15 protein-coding genes are annotated in these 16741 nt (G+C 67.0%); 4 read left to right on the forward strand and 11 right to left on the reverse strand.

The window, feature by feature from the left end:
• Positions 1 to 369 precede the first annotated feature (369 nt).
• Together LCE31_RS02875 and LCE31_RS02880 are read left to right on the forward strand one after the other, a co-directional pair.
• On the forward strand, positions 370 to 723 hold the full coding sequence (locus LCE31_RS02875) for a hypothetical protein (RefSeq protein ID WP_225012338.1): 354 nt from the start codon (positions 370 to 372) through the stop codon (positions 721 to 723).
• Positions 720 to 1964: a DUF1173 family protein gene (locus LCE31_RS02880; RefSeq protein ID WP_225012339.1), complete on the forward strand. Its 1245-nt coding sequence runs from the start codon at positions 720 to 722 to the stop codon at positions 1962 to 1964. Before LCE31_RS02875 ends, LCE31_RS02880 begins: the two co-directional genes overlap by 4 nt.
• Before the next feature lie 135 nt (positions 1965 to 2099).
• On the opposite strand, the gene LCE31_RS02885 is transcribed toward LCE31_RS02880, so the two are convergent.
• Positions 2100 to 2972 carry a DNA-methyltransferase gene (locus LCE31_RS02885; RefSeq protein ID WP_225012340.1) on the reverse strand — a complete coding sequence of 291 codons (873 nt, stop codon included), beginning with the start codon at positions 2970 to 2972 and terminating at the stop codon, positions 2100 to 2102.
• A 334-nt stretch (positions 2973 to 3306) separates the two neighbouring features.
• Between LCE31_RS02885 and LCE31_RS02890 the strand changes: the two genes are divergently transcribed.
• Positions 3307 to 4266 carry an ATP-dependent DNA ligase gene (locus LCE31_RS02890; protein WP_225012341.1) on the forward strand — a complete coding sequence of 320 codons (960 nt, stop codon included), beginning with the start codon at positions 3307 to 3309 and terminating at the stop codon, positions 4264 to 4266.
• 344 nt (positions 4267 to 4610) lie between these two features.
• Here LCE31_RS02890 and LCE31_RS02895 read toward each other — a convergent pair whose 3' ends face one another.
• The 5 genes from LCE31_RS02895 to mobF all read right to left on the reverse strand — a co-directional run bounded on the left by LCE31_RS02895 (position 4611) and on the right by mobF (position 11526).
• Positions 4611 to 4820 (reverse strand): hypothetical protein, encoded by a 210-nt coding sequence (locus LCE31_RS02895; protein ID WP_225012342.1) that lies wholly within the window; start codon positions 4818 to 4820, stop codon positions 4611 to 4613.
• Positions 4821 to 4843: 23 nt separating this feature from the next.
• Positions 4844 to 5194, reverse strand: a complete 351-nt coding sequence (locus tag LCE31_RS02900; protein WP_225012343.1) for a DUF6233 domain-containing protein — start codon at positions 5192 to 5194, stop codon at positions 4844 to 4846.
• 683 nt (positions 5195 to 5877) lie between these two features.
• Positions 5878 to 6156 carry a hypothetical protein gene (locus tag LCE31_RS02905; RefSeq protein ID WP_225012344.1) on the reverse strand — a complete coding sequence of 93 codons (279 nt, stop codon included), beginning with the start codon at positions 6154 to 6156 and terminating at the stop codon, positions 5878 to 5880.
• A gap of 224 nt (positions 6157 to 6380) precedes the next feature.
• The gene (locus LCE31_RS02910) at positions 6381 to 6680 is read right to left on the reverse strand and encodes a hypothetical protein (RefSeq protein WP_225012345.1); all 300 of its coding nucleotides are present in this window, start codon (positions 6678 to 6680) and stop codon (positions 6381 to 6383) included.
• Between the two features lie 22 nt (positions 6681 to 6702).
• Positions 6703 to 11526 carry a MobF family relaxase gene (gene mobF, locus LCE31_RS02915; protein WP_225012346.1) on the reverse strand — a complete coding sequence of 1608 codons (4824 nt, stop codon included), beginning with the start codon at positions 11524 to 11526 and terminating at the stop codon, positions 6703 to 6705.
• 351 nt (positions 11527 to 11877) lie between these two features.
• Here mobF and LCE31_RS02920 point away from each other — a divergent pair, with 351 nt between their 5' ends.
• Entirely contained in the window at positions 11878 to 12405 is a 528-nt protein-coding gene (locus LCE31_RS02920; RefSeq protein WP_225012347.1) for a hypothetical protein, read from the forward strand.
• Between the two features lie 479 nt (positions 12406 to 12884).
• Here the strand turns inward: LCE31_RS02920 and LCE31_RS02925 are convergent, their stop codons facing one another.
• From LCE31_RS02925 to LCE31_RS02945, 5 genes are all read right to left on the reverse strand, one after another.
• Positions 12885 to 13166, reverse strand: coding sequence for a hypothetical protein (locus LCE31_RS02925; protein ID WP_225012348.1), 282 nt, complete (start codon positions 13164 to 13166; stop codon positions 12885 to 12887).
• Positions 13167 to 13348: 182 nt separating this feature from the next.
• A complete protein-coding gene (locus LCE31_RS02930; RefSeq protein WP_225012349.1) occupies positions 13349 to 13885 on the reverse strand; it encodes a hypothetical protein in 537 nt (178 codons plus the stop codon).
• Positions 13886 to 14045: 160 nt separating this feature from the next.
• A complete protein-coding gene (locus tag LCE31_RS02935; RefSeq protein ID WP_225012350.1) occupies positions 14046 to 15140 on the reverse strand; it encodes a hypothetical protein in 1095 nt (364 codons plus the stop codon).
• A 111-nt stretch (positions 15141 to 15251) separates the two neighbouring features.
• Positions 15252 to 15869 carry a hypothetical protein gene (locus tag LCE31_RS02940; protein WP_225012351.1) on the reverse strand — a complete coding sequence of 206 codons (618 nt, stop codon included), beginning with the start codon at positions 15867 to 15869 and terminating at the stop codon, positions 15252 to 15254.
• A 221-nt stretch (positions 15870 to 16090) separates the two neighbouring features.
• On the reverse strand, positions 16091 to 16360 hold the full coding sequence (locus LCE31_RS02945; RefSeq protein WP_225012352.1) for a hypothetical protein: 270 nt from the start codon (positions 16358 to 16360) through the stop codon (positions 16091 to 16093).
• Positions 16361 to 16741 lie beyond the last annotated feature (381 nt).

Raw genomic sequence — 16741 nt, forward strand, 5'->3', positions numbered from 1 at the left:
CGGACAGCACGCTGGCGGTCCCGTTGCAGAAATCCTCTGATCTGGAAGGGGCATGACAAAATTCCAGCTAACTCTCGTACCACCTAGTAACCAGAGGGGCACATCTGTTCCCTATCAATCCATTCGGACGCATCCTTGCCGCATGACCGAAGGGGAACGCACCACATGGTCACTCCCAGACCCGATTTCGCACGACTGGCACGCATGCTTGGCGCCGCGAGCCACCTCGCCCCAAACGCAGACGCTGGCGTAAGGGACCTGAACCAGACAGACGTCCTGGCCGCTCGCGCGCGCTTGAACGCGAAGTCCCTTGCGTTGCTGAGCCTCCCCGAGCTGAGCAGTCGGCGCGGCGAAATCACCAGCAGAGCTATGACCTCCTCACACAGACTCCGGCAGATCACCGAGCGTCCCCCTGAAGGAACGTCCATTCCTTCGGAAGCCGCTGCCGCGGCGCAACGCGTCGAGGTACTCCTCGAAGAGGTGCAACGCATCACGCTTGAGATTCAGCGGCGCTTGCGGCTCACCGAACGCCAGCGGGCAGAGGAGGCTGCCCTACGGCGCGCGCTGACCGATGAACCGGATTTCAAGACTCCAGACCTGGCCCCGACGACGATTCATGTGATGCCGAGGATCGTCCGGCGTCGACGTCACAGCGAGGCAGAGGAAGAACTGCAGAACCACCGACCCACCACCGGATACAGTTATAGCGCGGTGCAGAGGTGACCACCACATACTCCAGAGCTGACCGGACTCCAGGCGTACGACTCGCGGACAGGTCACTGCCGCTCAACGCGCTTCGAGAACACGCCAACGACTACGCCCACCTCTTCGCCCGGGCCAGGGCAGAAGTGGGCCATGGTCAATGCCTGTGCCACACGCCAGCACTCCGCCTGGTCATACGGTGCAGTCAGGCCGGCCGCTATCACTTGGCTGGCTGGCCAGGCGAAGGCGAACTACACGACCCAAGCTGCAGTTTCCATAAACTCACCTCAGAGCTGACTGGACGCGTCAGCTACAGTGCGGAAGCCATCAATGAGTCCGACGACGGCGTCACTATCCGCTTCTCGGCCGCACTCGCCCGCAAACTCAGCGCACCAGAGTCGGCCACTCCCTCCACCGGACAGCGCCAGGGCCGCGCCCGACGCACCATCGGCCTGCTCGGCCTTCTGCACTGGCTGTGGGAGGAGACCCAACTCACCGCCTGGCATCCTCGCTGGCAACGACGCACCTGGTCCGTCTGCCACGCCCGGCTCAGCGAGCAGATCGCCGGATGCTCCATCAATCAAGAGGAACTGACGGACGCTCTGTACGTTGTACCTCCCTTCCGAGAGCAGTACGCCCGCCGCAACAGTGCGGCTTTCCAGACGTTCCTCATCGCCCGCCTAAAACGTCACGGAGACACACAGCGCCGGGGACTCATTCTCGGCGAGATCCGAGACGTCAAACCGACCCGCTACGGCATCCGATACGCTCTGGCTCATCACCGCGGCGCCCTGTTCGCCACCACAGCCCTCGACGAACGGCTTCGCCGCTCATACCGCCCGGCGTTCTCCGCAGCCTCGGACGAACACGGAGCCCGCCGGATCGGCCTGTTCCTGGTCGAACTGAGCCCGAAGGGTAACGTCAGGGTGGTGGACATGGCTGCCATGCTGGTCAGCAAGCTCTACGTACCCGCCGACTCCAGCCACGAAGTCATCATGGCCAACGCACTCACCGACGCCGGACGTGCCTACATCAAACCGATGCGCTACGACGGAAGCGATCTCGTATTCCCTGACTTCGTCCTCACCGATGACCGCCCCCACTCCTACGTAGAGGTCTACGGAATTCACGGCAGGGAGTCGTACGACCAGCGCAAGCGCGTAAAACAGGCGCACTACCAACGCCAAGGTGCTGCGTTGATCGAGTGGGACGTTGCCCATTCGCTTCCTGACGTCCGGCGTCATCGGTCCGCAAGCAAATGAGGGGGCACCACCAGTCGGCCCCCTGCGTGACGATGCTCGCGTCTCCTCGATCCTGCGCGCGGGGCCCTAAGCAAGTGGGATGCGCTCTCGAACCCGGGGAATGTGGGATGCATCAAGGCTGCGGGAGAAGGCAATCTACTTTCGAAGCCCTTTACCGGAGTCTCCCAGTCCGGGGAGTTCGATTTGATTTCCGATCCCGGTCAATCGGTTGATGATGGGTTCTACGTCGCCGAGTTCGACTCCCGCCCATTGCCGGTGCATCCTCTCGGCCACGGCGTATGTTGTGCCGCTGCCCCCGAAGGGGTCGAAAACGAGATCACCCAGCTCGCTGGCGATTCCCAGAACGCGTTCCAGGAGTTTCTCGCTAAGCTCATTGGCTTGACGATTTTTTGTCCTATGATGCCTTACGGGAGGGATATCGTTCCAGACGTCAGTAAGGTTGATCCCGTCCGGGTGAAGCTTATTGCGATGCCCCCCGTAGTCCTTAATGTCTTTTCCGCAGTGTCGGCAGACCTGAATGGGAACGCGCGGGCGCGTGAAACTGCGAGGTTTCCCGTTGGTGAAGTACAAAAGGCTGTAATGACTTGGGTACAGCTTGCCTGCGATCGGCAAGCTGGACTTGATGTCAATCGTGATCCAATGACGGAAATTCATGCCCAGACTCTGCATGTAAGCACCATTACCCATGTTCCATTTTGGAATATTGTAAAGAAAAAATGCACCCCCTGGACTGAGGAGTCGAAGGCCCTCTTTGATCCATGTCCGAGACCAACTCGTATAGTCGGCTTCCGTCATGGCGTCCGTAAAATGCTTGCCGTAAATCTTCCCGAGGTTGAACGGGGGATCCGCAAAGATCACATCAACTGATTGCGATGGCATGCTCCGCATTACGTCCAGGCAGTCGGCTTGGTATAGATTGCCAAGTGCTGTCTGCAAAACGGGAATTGGTTGTTCGATCGGGTGCGTTTCGCCCTGCGTTGAGACCGTATTGTTGGCCTGATGGCTCACCTTTAACTCCTAGCAGTCGCCCCCATGTTTACGTTGCCTCACTGAGATTGCAAGCTGCTCGCCCCGACGTCCGTCATCGCCCGACCGAGCAGCACCAACAGGGGGCCGCCCTCCTCTCCTTTGACGGCCCGGAGCTGATGTGGCCCCTCGCCCTCCCGAAACCGACACCGTCCGGGCCGCTATGGACACCCGTCCGCCACCCCCGCGGTGCGTGGGGCGAGCCAGGCCGCTCCTGCGGCCCCCAGCCGAGCATCGGGGGGCCGGTTTGCGTCTGTCCGGGGGAAAGCAGGACGGCCCGAGTGTCGGCGCCCACAGTCGCGGCCACACCTGGCGCATGGGCCCACTTCCTGTCCTCGACCCCATGCTGGCTACGGCCGGGAGCCTTCCCCTGCCCAGCGGCGATGACCAGTGGGCGGTGGAGATCAAGCAGGACGGCCAGCGCGCCCTGATCTACTTGCCCGGCGACGGCACGGTCACGATTCGCTCCCGGGGCGGCCACGCGGTAACCGCCGCCTACCCGGAACTGCACGGCCTGCCGGCAGCGCTCGGCACCGGGAACGCGGTGCTGGACGGCGAGATCATCGCTCCAGACGCCGACGGCCGCCCCGACTTCGAACGCCTCCAGGCCCGGATGGGCCTTACCCGTAGCCCGGTCCGCGCCGCCCGCCTAGCGGCACGCGTGCCCGTGCACCTGGCATTGTTCGACGTGCTGATCCTAGACGGCCGCGACCTCACCAGCCGGCCGTGGACCGAACGCCGCCAAGCCCTGACCGGCCTTGGCCTCAACGGCCCGGCCTGGTCGGTACCCACAGCCGCCGTCGGCCACGCCGCGAGCGCGCTGGAGGCAACCAGAACAGCCGGATGGGAGGGGATCGTGGCGAAGAGGCTCACTTCCCGTTACCGCCCCGGAGTGCGCTCCACTGACTGGCTCAAGATCAAGAACGTGCGCACCACTGATGCCATCGTCGGCGGATGGGTGCCCGGCACTGGCCGATTGACGGGACTACCCGGCGCCGTCCTGCTCGGAGAACTCTGCAATGGCCTGCTGCGCTACACCGGCTCCGTGGGAACCGGCTGGAACGACCGCGAACGCCGCCAACTCGCCGACCTCCTCGCGGTAGCTGCCTGGCCCGCCTGCCCGTTCACCCCCACGCCGAAGGTGCCCGCAGCCCGCTGGGTCCTGCCCCGTCTCGTCGCCGAGATCACCTACACCACCCGCACTCGCGCCGGATACCTGCGCCACCCCTCCTGGCACCGACTCCGCCCCGACCTCGCCCCCGACGACCTCACTTGAGATCAGCCACGCTCGACTACCACGCAGGATGAGGGCCGGAGCGACGACCGCCCCCACTCCCCCGGATGCGCCCCGCTGAACACCGTCAACTCCGGCGGTGGTCAGCGCAGGGCACTCTTCGAGCCGGCTCTTGGTACCAACTCGACGGAAGGCGCCGGCTCGCTGACGAGCGCGACCCCAGATCGGATGCCGGTCCGCCCGGCGGTGAACGGGTTCCGTGGAAGCGAGTAGGCGGCAACCGGCGGAGGGTGCGCCGTTCCGTCTCTACCCGGACAGGGGATTGGGGCCTCACGGCAGGACCGGGTTCGATGGAGGCGGCGAGTGCCGGCTCCGGAAGGGTCAGCTCATGATCCCGCGTATTCATGCGCGCCCTCGCCGCGCCATTCGACCCATGCCGGATTGTCGAGCAGCTCCTCGGCGCCCTCCAGCCCGGCGCCCTCCAGGAAGACGACGAGGTCGTGGTCGCTGTGCGCGAGCCCGAGAATCCGGCCGTGCGCGGTGACACGCCGGCCACCAGTGCGCGACGGAGCGTGGACGACGATCGGAGCAGCCATACCTCCAGGGTGGCCGTCGCCGTTCATTCCAGCACTCCGAGCTCCCGGTCTGGCCGGCATGAGGGGCATGCTCGTGCGGCCCCGTCGGCAAGCAGCCGTAGCGCTTGGTCGCGCAGGAGTGGCACCATCCCGGGCCGGTTCTCCCAGCAGTTGCCAGCGTGGAGCCAGCCGGGTGAGCCGGGCCGGGACCGGGGGCTGCTGAGTATCCACTCACCGACGGGCGGACGGGCGAGTTCGGCGGAGCGTTCCTGTCGCCGCTGTTCGAGCTGAGCCTGTTCGGCGACGGCGAGGGCCTGCTCCACGTGCCCGAGCCAGATCCGAAGCTGCCTGGCCAGGGTCTGGAGGCGTGGAACGTCGGGCGGTAGGTCGAACATGTGTGCGAGTCTACGAGATGCGACCCGGGCTCGGCAGGATCGGTTCGACAGAGAGGTTGCCGGACGCCCACAAGCGAACTTTTTTGTATTTTTGTGCCTACAGTGTCCCTACAGAAACGAGCTGCGCCATGGGCAGGCCCAAGACCGAAGAGGCGAAACCCCGAAGCGCAACATCCGCGTAGGCGACGCTCTCTGGGCTGACGCCAAGGCCGCGGCCAAGGCGACCGACCGGACCGTCACCAGCGTCGTCGTGGAAAAGCTGGCCGACTACGTCGCCGAGCACAAGGCACAGCAGCGTCGCCTGCCCGATCCCGCCCCCGAGGGGCGCGAGCTGATGGAGCGGTTCAGGGTTGACCGTCCAGGCGGCTGGCGGTTCCCGCCACGTACACGTACCCGTCCAGCTGCGGACTTGGATCATCTCGCCGACCCAGCGCATGGTCACCTTCGAGTCCGGCGAGGTCTCCGGACTCCTCCGCGCACTGGCCGACTCCTACCGCGCCCCCCCCTGTACCGGGTGGTGGCCGAGGACCTTATGCAGCTCGCCGACGCACTCGACGTGCAGGCCCACCAGGCGCTCGACGAGGCAGCCGAGTAGGAGGCCCTGGGACACGCTGGCGCCACTCGGCTCAGGCGCCCGCTCGCGATACTGGAAACAGATCGGGCGCGAGGGAGGAATGGCGGCCCTAGCCCTCCGCAGCCTCCGGGTGCCGCACCGCGGCCTTCACCGCCATCTCCAGCGCGAGCCGCCCCACCCCATCCGCCGCCGCAGCATGCTCGGCGACCGCGCTCTGTACCGCCAGCACCGCCTCACGCCACCGCGCATGCGCCGCGTTCCACGCCTCATGCTCCTCAGGCGTCCACTCGGCCGTCGGCCGGCCCGGCACCTCCTGAAGCCGAAGCACCTCCGCGTACGCGTCGACGGCCGACTGCTCCAGCTCAATGAGTCTCGCGGGAATGTCCATGCCTCGGAGCGTACGACGACGCCCTCACGCCGCCGCGGCAACCCCCGCGGCGCGCGCCTCACACTCCACGGCGGCGGGCCACTCGCCGAGCAGCTGCTGGTACTCCGCCCCTTGCTCGCGCGTCATCACCCCGCAGACGCGTCATCAACGCGCGGATCGCAGACTCCGGTCTCGCTGATCGCTTCAACCGGGAACGGACAGGCATAGCCGATCTGCCTCGATGTCTATTGCCTCGTGTTTGCAACCAATTCGCCTGCCATCAGCGCGCGTACGGCTTCTTCGAGGATCGCCGTGTATCGCCTGAGTTCGTGGTTCTCCTGGACCAGCGGGTTGTTCCGTTCTGGGTGTGCCGCAAAGGCTTCGTCCATCTCCCTCAGTTGGGTCTCAAGTTCCGACTGCTCCGGTGCTGGTCCGGCGGCTACTGCGAGCCGGGCGGCTCGCCGGGCGGCGAACTGCGTGAGGAGTTCACGCTGTCCTTCGGTGAGTCCTTCGTTGGCCGCGCCGCTCTCGTCCTTTTGGTCCATTCCCTCTACTCCACACTCATCATCACGGTGCCCTACGCGATCCCGGGTTGGGTCCACGTCGCCGGTGGTGGTTCTGTTCGTCCTGGGTGCTTTCGGCCCGCCGCCGGCGGACGGCTTCGGCGGCCGGTACGCCGGGTGTGACGGAGGCCAGACCGCTTCGTGCTCGCTCTGCGTCGCGGTGGGCACGGACTTCCTCCAGACGCTGCTGGATGCGGGAGCGCTGGAAGAGCGTCAGGGTTTCGTACAGCTCGGACCACTGCTCTCGCCCTTCGACCTCATCAGGAGTCTCCCCCAACGGCTCGTCAGTGTCGATCTGGTTCAGCATTCGATAGGTGGCGAGAGCTGCGACGAGCTGCTGCCACTGCTCCTGCTGACCGGTGTCCTCCGAATCCGGCGAGGGAATCTGCTCGACCCACTCCTCGACAGGTTCCTGCCCCTCCAGAGCTCGGCGCAGGGCGAGTTCGGCGAATGCTGCGGCCGCAGCCGATACTGCCTCCCGGTCCGCAGGTTCTGAGACGTGGGCGTCGAGCAGCCGGTACTGGAAGTTCTCGGCCGTGCGGGCGGCGATCCTCATCCCGCTGGACGGCTCGTCGGGCCGATGCCGCGCGGCGGCAGACGCGCGAGCACGGCGGCCAACCTCAGCGATGCGCTCCTGGAAGATCGACCACGCATGGGCGTCGCGGGGATCAGTCGGCTGCTCTCCAATACCGGGAATGTCGTCGGCCAGAGCATGGCGGATGCGCCACACGTCAGCTACCGCCGCCACGCACTCCCACTGTTCGCGTAGGCCGGTTCCCTCGGCGGGGACCGGGCCGAGGACCCGAGCCCAGGGCGGTGGGGACTCGGCCAGAGCAAGTCCCATCTGCTCCAGCCGCTCTGAGAGCACGAAGCGCCGTTCGACGAGATGTTGACGCCAGCCCTCCGGGGTGTCCATGTCCCGGACGGCTCCGGAAGGAGCGATCCAGTCGGGCAGGTGTCCGCTGTTGTCCAGGACTGGTGCCGGACCGTGCGGGAGCTCCTCGCGCAGCCGCTGTTCAACTCCGATCTTGGTGGCAATGAGCTGGGCGCGCTTGAGTCGTTCCCGGGCGATGTCCTGGCGCCGGAGGTTTGCAGTGCGCTCGGCGCGGGTGGCCGCTACGGGCTGGCGGGGGGTGCGGCCTATGCCAGCACCAGGTTCGCGCTGCCAATCCTCGCGCATCCGTTCACTCGTGGGCATCGCCCTGCGTAGCTTCTGCTCGCGTCGTAGCAGAGCATGTTCCGCAGTAGCGGCGCGTTCGGTTTCGTGGTCCCCTTCGTGTTCCGCGCGGCGGATGCGGGCCCGCTCCTGAGTGATGGCTGCGGCAAGTTGGGCACCAGTGAGCTGCCCACGTGTCCGGTCGGGCCAGGCGGGATGGGGAAGCCCGTTTGCGACGACGGGTCGGGGCTGGCTGTCGACGGCGGCGTCCGCACGCAGGAGTTCCTCCAGGGCGGTTCGTCGGTGCTGCTCGGCGAGTTCCAGGAGGCGCAGTATCTGTTCTTTGCTGAGCGTCTTCAGTGGGCGACTGCCGCCTGGCTGCGCTTCCTTTCGGGCGGCCCGGTCGGCTGCCCTTTGTCCAGCTTCGACGCGGTAGTCGATGCGCCAGGCCAGCACGGCGGCCGGGTCTTCCGCATCGGCGAAGGATCGTTCATCGAAGGCAACCCGGATGAGCTGGCCGAGGTCCCATCCTTCGGCTTCGGCAGCTCGCAGCGAGCGCTCGGCGACCTCCCAGGCGTCCGCGGCGATGAACATCTCAGCCTCGGGTCCAAGGACACGGCGGGTGACGTTCTGCAGGCGCTGGTTGGTGGCGTGGGCGTAGACGTCGGTGTATTCGGCGACGAGTTGGCTGATGCTGTAGGCGCGTTCCTGTTCGGCCTCGATCATCTCGTGAGCGGAGATGGAGGCCTGGCTGCTGAGGGCCACGGTGTCCAGCACGTCGCGCATGTTCTGTGCGTCGTCGGTGACGACATAGATGTGGTTGGACTGACTCCCCCGGGTCGCCTCGACGTATGCAGCCTCCCGCGAAGTACGGGCACTGATGAGGCCGTGGGCGGCTGCCACCGTGATGCCCTGGGCACGGTGTGTGGTGTACGCGTACCCGAGTTCGGCGTTCCTGCGCAGGTAGCCGCGCTGCAGAACGATCCGACCTCCGTGGCCGGTGTGTCGGACGTGGACGTGTCCGCGTGGGTCGATCCGCTCGATCAGCCACTGGTCGCCGTTCTTGACATAGTCACGGCCTCCGAGCAGGGAGAGTTTGCGCTGGTTCTTGCGGGTGACGATGACGTCGCCGACCGCGGCGTGGAGCTCGTCACGCAACCGCGTGGTGCGGCTCAGGTCGAGTCGGCCCGAGGCGAGTTGGAAGGCTTGGGCCCGCAGGTTGAGTTCGCGGACCATCTCTGTGTCGTCGGCCATCATCAGTGCTTTCAGACCGGCCTCGGTGTCTCGTTGCCACCCGGCGAAGACAGCATCGAGCATCTCCTCGTGGCTGCCGCCCACGACTCGCCCCTGGTCCAGGTACCAGCTCCAGGCATCAGCCGGATCACCATTGCGCAGGACAAGGGTGGCCGCCCCCTCACCCTCGGTCTGGAAGCGATGGAGCTCGCCAAGCTCTACCACGCCGACGGTCCGTGCGAGTTGGCGCAGCAGGCCTCCCGACTCGATCGAGCCGAGCTGCGCGGGATCTCCGATGAGCCGGACCAGGGCGCCGGCGGACTCGGCCTCGGCCACCACACGCGCGAGGTTGCGCGTACCGGCCATGCCCGCCTCGTCCACCACGATCACGTCGCCCGGGCGCAGCGAGTATTCCTCCGAGACGGTCTTCCGGCGCTTGTTGCTGCGGCGTTTCAACACGCGATGGACGATGCTGCCTTCGGTCAGCTGATCGCGCTGGGCGAGCCAGCCGTGCAGTGTGTACGCCGTGGTGTCGAGATCAGCCTCGATGACCTTCATCGCGCGTGAGGAGGGTGCAAGAGGTATGAGCCGTCCGCCCCCGGCCGCCACCGCGTCGCGGACGAGTTGCAGTGCGGTGGTCTTGCCTACGCCGGCTGGGCCGATGCCGCCGACGACGAGGCGGTCGGAGCAAGCGAACGCCTTCGCTAGCCGGCGCTGTCCGGCATCCAGCTCATGGCCCTGGAAGTGGTCAGCTACCTCAGTGAACCGGTCCCCGGCGAGCGCGGGGACCACCACGGTGCGCGCAGCGTTCAAGACCCGGTCTTCTGCGGCCAAGACCTCACGCGAGGTGTACAGGATGGACTCGCGGCGCCGGTAGATGCTCGTGCCGTCAGTTCGCAGAAGAGGGGCGAACGGCCGGTGCAGGTCGGGCGGTGTGATGTTCAGCGAACCGTGCCCCAGCACGCGTTCGGTGATTCGCTCGGCGAGCCCGTCGGCGGCTGAGCTGCGGCCTCGGGTGAGCCGCACGACGTGGCGTCGTGACTCGGCCAGAACGTGCCGCTCGCCCCACACTGCTCGCCCATCGGACACCACGGCAAGGACGTCCTCAGCGGCCTGCACGACATCGATCTCGGGCACGTCGCCGCTTCCGTCGCCGGGGGCGGACGCCGCTGCCTGCGCCGTACGCAGCAGCGCGTCAACCCGTTCGCGGCCGACGACGGCGATGGCCTGTCTGCGCCATAACGCCCGCAACTGGGCCAGGGACCGCCTCTTCTTCTTGGCCGGCCTGGTCTCCAGCGTGGCTCGCTGGATGAGCGCCATCCGGGCCGCAGTCCCCGGCTCCTTGCCGTGCTCGTGACGGTAAGCCTGAAGCAGTTCCTCCAGCCGCCCGCCGATGTCCCGCGTGCGCTTCGAATGCGGCTCCAGCACACCGCGGTCGAACCCCTTGATTCCCATGACCGGCCGCTTGCCCGGGGTGACCTCACGCTCCTCGGCCTCCAGCCCGAGCCGCTTGCACACCTTCTCGACCACGACCTGGTTGTAGAACTCCGAGGCGGCAACTCCCATCGCATACAGCAGCTTCCCATCGATCGAGCGCCACTTGCCGTCGGCCCCGCGGACCTTGTTCGCCACGACCAGGTGATGGTGGAGAAGAGGTTCACCGAGCCGGTTGTCGTAGTGCTTGAAGAGGGAGGCGACGAGTCCGCCCCGCACGTCCTCCTGGGCGATGCCGTTGATGCCTGTGCGGGTGGCGAGCGCGTGCTCCTCGATCCAGCCGATCGTCTCAAGGACGGCTTCTTCGTCGCACTCCATCGTGATCCGGCAGACGTCCTCGTCCCCCAGACCGAACAGACCCTTGCCGATCTCCTCCGGAGGACGCAGGACCAGGTCGTATCCGACGACCGCCTGCTGCTTCGAGGCAGCGTTCGCGCTGATGTAGCGGGCGAGTTCCTCGGCATCTTTGGGAGAGCGGCCGAAGTCCGCCCGGAAGGCGATGGCGCCGGCCTTGGCGCGCACTTTCTTACGCTCACCAGCGGTGGCTTCCCCTCCCTTGCGGGCTTCGAAGGCGTCGATCTCGTCCTGGATCTTCGCTGCGAGGGGGCCGGCGGTTTGGTCGTACCGGTAGAAGCGGCGGCCCAGCCGTGTCCGGCGGGTGGCCTGGGCGGGTGAGAGCCCTTCGGCCACGGCTGCCTTGATGATCTCGTCCGCGTTCGGGTGCAGTCCCTCGCCGTAGAGGGCCTCCATCTGCTCCTCGGACACCGTTCCGGAGACGCCTAGCTCCGCGATCCCGCCGCCGACCCATACCCCCGGCGGATTTCCCTCCGCCGTGTAGTAATCACCCAGGTCACGAGTGGGAGAACGGCGTACATCACCGGTGACGGTCTCGCTCATGTAATAGCGATAGCCATCCCCAGCCGAGAGCTTGTGAATGGTCATCATGCACACCCAGAATACCTTGTGTCATTGTGAATGCAAGAGCTTTGAACGCGAAGAAGGGGGTGCAGGTGTGGGGAGTTGGCGAGCGAGGAACGAGTCGAGCCCACGAGCCGACCTGCACCCCCTTCTTCGCGGACCGCGAAGCGCTCACGGTTTTCCGCAGGGCCGCTCTCCCGAGCGGGCCTGCGGAAAACCCGCAGTTCACGTTATCCACAGGCAAGATCAAATGATTCAGATTGCCTCTGAATGCCTCTGGCTAGGTCATTCCGAGAAGGTTCCCAATTCACCATGCGAGGAGTCTGGATTCATCGGTCACAATGGGCCAGAACCCATCGTTCAGGGGAGGCGAGTTGGATGGCTCAACGGAGTCCGCGGAAATCGGCGCGGGAGGTCGACGCGCGTGAGCGAGTACGTGCGCGCCGAGCGGCGCACTGGGAGCGAGAGCGTCGGCTGGAGGACCTGGCCACCGACTACGAACTGGCAGCGCAAGAGATCGAGAACGTCACCGCAGCGGCCGACGAGAAGATTGCCGCGTACGCCGCCCGGCTGCACAGTCAGGCCAGCGCCGCGAAAGAGGAGCTGCGAGGCAGACAGGCCCGGAGCGTCGACCAGATGCTCCAGCTCGACGGCATCCGTTCCGTCGGTGACCGACTCGGCGAGTCCGTGGAAACTGTCCGCAAGATCGCTGCCGTCGAGTCCGCCAGAACGGGGGAAGCCTCCGCGCCGGATCACGGCTCCGCACCACCCCCGGCCGGCGCATACGGGACGCCGACCGGCCAGCCTGTTACCACCTCGGGCACGGCCGCGAGTGCACCGCACGGGCAGACGTCGTCCGAGCCGGCCAAGGAACGCGCGGCCTGGACGCGAGAGGAGAAGAGATGACCCCCAGCGGGATGGCGGAACGGCCGATCGAGGCCCTCAGCCCCGAGTGGATCGGACTCATGATGGAGGTAGAGGACGAAGGAGGAACGACGGTCGGTTTTCGTCTCGGTCGCTACGAGAGAACAGCCGTCGACGGCAAACCCATGTGGCGCCTCTTCAGTGATCAGCCCGCCTGGAGTGTCACCCTGTATGCGGGGACCAAGCTTCGCTGTGTACTCCCGGCACCCACCGTAGGCAGCCAGATCGTTGCCTACCCGCAGCGCCTGGCACCGGACGCTCGCCCCGCACCGCAAGTCTCCCAGTACCCCGTCTCAGCTCCGCCGAGGCCGGCTGTTCGGAGCCCGCAGTCCTGGGTGAACGAGCCGCCTCGCCGTTAGAGGGGGTCAGCACAGTCGGAGAACAGCAAGAAGCCGTGGCCCCTGCACCGACATCCTCTTCGTAGGTGCAGGGGCCACGGCTCTGCGCCAGGCTGCGGCCGGTCAATCGTCCTCGTCGTGCACTTGGACCGTCACGTTGCTGGCGTAGGCGGTCTGCTCCAGGTCTTCCGCGTACTCCGCGAGACTCTTGCCGTAGCGCCGGTAGGCGGAGGTGCTCAGTGTGATCAGGGACTCGGGGAAGGTGACCACGACTGCGGTGATCTCGGTCCGCAGTTCATAGCCTGACAGGGGAAGCACGAAGCTGCCGCCCGCGACGGGTTGCACGTCCGTCGGCGCCATATCGAAGTGGATCTCGGCACCCTCGATGATCAAAGTGGCTCTCATGGATGACTCCTCGTTGTGTGTTCTCGGCGCGGCCCGCGAAGCCGGTGCCGGTCGGGCTTACCGCCCCTCGGGAGGCTCAAAGCCGTGCCTGCCGGTATCCGTCAGTCGGCATGAGTCGCTGTTGCGTGCCGTTTCTCCGTTCGTCTTGGCGGCCGGGGTGCGTGCCAGGCCGGCTGTCTCGGTTAGCGGCGGTCACTTATGGCGCCCCGGGGCGTGCGGGGCACGCGGGCAACGGGTGCCGCGCCTGGGTGGGGCGTTGGCCCGGCGGCGACGGCAGGCGCCTGCTTGGGCCGTTCTGGTGCGCTGCCCCGTACAGGGGGATCGTCGTAGCGCGTGAGGATTCGGGCGATGGCAGCAGACGCGTTGCGGTCCTTGGAGTGCAGGTCGCGCTCCCAGAACTCGTACGGCATGCCGCGCCGCCGCTCGAACTCGCCCATGTACCCGAGGTCTCCCCACTCAGCGCCGTCCGGGGAGTTCGACAGGCACGTCCAGCCGTAGCCGTTCAGGTTCTCGGGGCAGATCTCTGTGACGACCAGGTGACCCCACGGCGAGTGGTAGACGACGCATGGCGCCTGTTCGGCCGGGAGGCGGGTTTCACGGGGGGTGAGGGAGCGCAGCACGCTCGCGGCGGGGTAGAAGGCGTGGCCGCGCAGGGTGCGCTGCGACTCGAACAGTGGCATGTCGGAGAGGGGGTGGAACTTGGGGATGCGCGCTCGCATGGGATGTGCTCCCTTCGCCGCCGGGCCCCCGGGGCGTGTGTCCCCGGGGCCCGGGTGGGCATGGTCAGTAGCGGTGGGGATGGGATGAGGCCATTGCTGGCGGCCAGATCCTCGGGGGCGGGCCAGGGGGCCGCGCCACTCGGAGCCGCCCGGCTGCGGGTCAGGCGAGGGACAGACCGGCCGCGGTAAGGGCGTCAGCCGCGCCCGATGGGCCATTGCCGCGCGCGGTGCCGACGATGCGGGGTCGGTCGGTCTCGTCCCATACGTTCCACCGATCACCGCCCAGTTGCGGGGTCCAGGTCAGAACCAGGAGGCGGGTCGAGTTGGTGGAGCACCACGACCAGCGTCCCATTTGCTTGAACTCCAGCCCGACAACAGGCGGGATCTCCGGCAAGGGCCCGAACCGGCGCTCTGTCACAGCCAGGTGCTCGCGGGTGGGGACGATCGTCGCGCGGGCGAGGGGGGTGGCGGCGTGTCCGTCGGGCAGCATCGGCGCCCACGCCGCCCACTGTTCCGCCTCGCTCTCGCTGACGCAGTGGGCCGTCCATTGTTCGTCGGGCGCGAGTTGGAACCCGCACTGCTTCAGGTGCCATCCGGCGGCCCGAAGCAGTCCCGCTGTCATAGCGCCGGATGTGAGCGATCCCAGATAGAAGCCGTTCGGGTTGTTCTCCCGGCCAGCCGCACCTCGTTCGGTCAGCGGCTCCTGGTCGACCTCGTTCCCGCGTGCGTCGTACAGGCACAGCGACGCTCCGCCCCCGGCGAGCGGGTAGGCCAGCCGGATTTCCGCCTTGACAGGCCGTTCGTCCTCCTCGCTCCTGCGGACGCGCTCCAAGTGCTCGGCCTCAGCCGCGTCGGAGTGCACGTGGGATTGCTCTGCGGCCCGTTCGGTGGCGATCGGGGGTGCCCCTGGACGGTCGGCCGTTGTGCTGTCCGCCGCGCGCTCCCGTTCGGCGGCAACAGCGCTGAGCGCGTATGCGACGGCGCCCCTCCGGCTCGTGCTGCGGCTGCCGCGCTGTCGCCGCTTGCCGTCGACTTCGCGCACCATCCAGAAGAGCATGCCGTGCTCGGGAACCTCAAACGCCGCATAGGTCCGCTGGGGGAACCGTTGTCCGTTGATGGTCTCGCCCGGGAGCGTGAACAGCCAGCCGTCAACGCCGTACTCGCCGCCCTCCGGCCGCATGCCGTTGGTGGAGGTGTAGCGGGTGTAGGACTGCCGATGGGCTTGCCGAAGGATGCTGGGGGACGTGGTGGTCATGACTGAAAGTCTTCCTCTCGCTGGGGGCTCGGTCGTTTGAACCGGGGGCTCGCCGGTCGGCGACCGCGTCCCGACCACTTCCATGGCCGGGACGCGGTCGCACAGAGCGAGTCAGTCGCCCTTACGGAGTTCGCGGATGCTGTAAGCGACGCGAGCGGCAATGTCGCTCAGACGGCTGCTGGGCCACACATCGGCGACTTCGGTCCGGAAAGCCTTGGGGAGGGTTTCGATGTACAGCGCTCCGATGTCAGAGACACCGAGGGTGTATGCGACGTACTCGCCGTCTGCCTGGAGGTAGGCGCGCACGCCCCACGAGCCTGATTCTGCGAACCACTCCTTTCCGAGGCGATCGGCGGCGGCGCGGCCGATGTCGGAGACGGCGAAGGGATACTCAGTGCCGGGCTCGGGGTGGTAGTGGCCCTCTTCGGCACGCGAGAGAAAGGCGACGTACGCCTTCTCGTAGGCCACGATGGCGTCCAGGGCGACACTGCTCGCGGTCCGGCGGTACTTGCGTCGGCGGGCAACCTGGGCGAAGCACACAGCGAGGATGGCCTCCTCCATCCGTTGGGTGGTGTCGGCCCAGGCCGCGACGTGGTTACGGCTCGCCGCGTACTGCCTCATCATGGTGAGGCGGGTAGCAAGCAGAGGGGCCACGCGTGTGGGGGCGGTGGAGTATCCGCCGAGCGCGGCTCGCGCCTCGGGGGCGTGCGGGACGATGGTGACACGCATGATTGGGTCCTTTCGAAGCGGGCCGGTTGTTCCTCGGCCGGGAGCTGTCGGGCGCGCAGGGGCGCCTTGGAGGTCGGTTACGGGATTGGGTGCGCAGCGGAGCGGTTCGCCCGGCTCGTGCGTCCGGCGACGCTGACGAGCGGGCCCGGGATCGGGTGCGATCACGCATCCCGGCGGTTGGGGGGCCCGGCTCGCAGCTGACGGCTGGAGCGGGGTGCTGCTCAGCCCATGTCCAGAGGCTTGTAGGGCTCGCTCCGCGCCCAGTCCTCCGTGATGTCGGAGCCGCCGCACACGACGTTGATCGTGTAGCCGTACGGGTGGATCACGCCGGACTCGCGTGCTGTCTCTTCGCCGTGTTCCTCGATGTCACGCTTGACAGCGGTGGCCAGTGCGGCCCAGGCGTCGTGGTAGTCGTCGTACTGCTCGATATCGCCGGTCTCGCACACCACCCGGAACTCTGTCTGCTCGATGTCTTCGGTGTCCTCGGTCAAGGTGATCTCCTCGATGGATCGTGGGTTCCGGGGTCTTGCCCTAACCCCTTCCGACATAGGTAAATCTATCTTTTTCGATTGTGGCGGTCAACGCGATATACCGGCCCAACAGGCATGAATTGCTGAAGGTTTCATCCCGGCGCAGCTGGGTTGGGAGGTGCAGAATCTCGCGAAGTCGCACACGGGTACGACGTCCAGCCGCCCCCGGTCCGGTGCCGTTGGATGGCCCCCTCCCATCCCGGCAAAGAAAAAGCGGGGGCCCGAACGGAAGGGGGGGGGGGGGGGGGGGGGGGGCGGCGGGGGGGGCCGCCCCCCCGCCGCCCCGCGCCCCCCCCCCCCCCGCGCGGGCCGGGGGGGGGGGGGGTGGGGGGGGTGGGGGGG

It is taken from the genome of Streptomyces sp. 8L (genome assembly GCF_020176795.1).
In the GTDB taxonomy this organism is placed as follows: Bacteria; Actinomycetota; Actinomycetes; order Streptomycetales; family Streptomycetaceae; genus Streptomyces.

Excerpts from the sequence above, each read along its gene's own strand:
- LCE31_RS02875 (WP_225012338.1), top strand. The coding sequence starts at position 370 with ATGACCTCCTCACACAGACTCCGGCAGATCACCGAGCGTCCCCCTGAA.
- LCE31_RS02890 (WP_225012341.1), top strand. The coding sequence starts at position 3,307 with ATGGGCCCACTTCCTGTCCTCGACCCCATGCTGGCTACGGCCGGGAGC.
- LCE31_RS02895 (WP_225012342.1), bottom strand. The coding sequence starts at position 4,820 with ATGGCTGCTCCGATCGTCGTCCACGCTCCGTCGCGCACTGGTGGCCGG.
- LCE31_RS02900 (WP_225012343.1), bottom strand. The coding sequence starts at position 5,194 with ATGTTCGACCTACCGCCCGACGTTCCACGCCTCCAGACCCTGGCCAGG.
- LCE31_RS02905 (WP_225012344.1), bottom strand. The coding sequence starts at position 6,156 with ATGGACATTCCCGCGAGACTCATTGAGCTGGAGCAGTCGGCCGTCGAC.
- LCE31_RS02910 (WP_225012345.1), bottom strand. The coding sequence starts at position 6,680 with ATGGACCAAAAGGACGAGAGCGGCGCGGCCAACGAAGGACTCACCGAA.
- mobF (WP_225012346.1), bottom strand. The coding sequence starts at position 11,526 with ATGATGACCATTCACAAGCTCTCGGCTGGGGATGGCTATCGCTATTAC.
- LCE31_RS02920 (WP_225012347.1), top strand. The coding sequence starts at position 11,878 with ATGGCTCAACGGAGTCCGCGGAAATCGGCGCGGGAGGTCGACGCGCGT.
- LCE31_RS02925 (WP_225012348.1), bottom strand. The coding sequence starts at position 13,166 with ATGAGAGCCACTTTGATCATCGAGGGTGCCGAGATCCACTTCGATATG.
- LCE31_RS02930 (WP_225012349.1), bottom strand. The coding sequence starts at position 13,885 with ATGCGAGCGCGCATCCCCAAGTTCCACCCCCTCTCCGACATGCCACTG.
- LCE31_RS02935 (WP_225012350.1), bottom strand. The coding sequence starts at position 15,140 with ATGACCACCACGTCCCCCAGCATCCTTCGGCAAGCCCATCGGCAGTCC.
- LCE31_RS02940 (WP_225012351.1), bottom strand. The coding sequence starts at position 15,869 with ATGCGTGTCACCATCGTCCCGCACGCCCCCGAGGCGCGAGCCGCGCTC.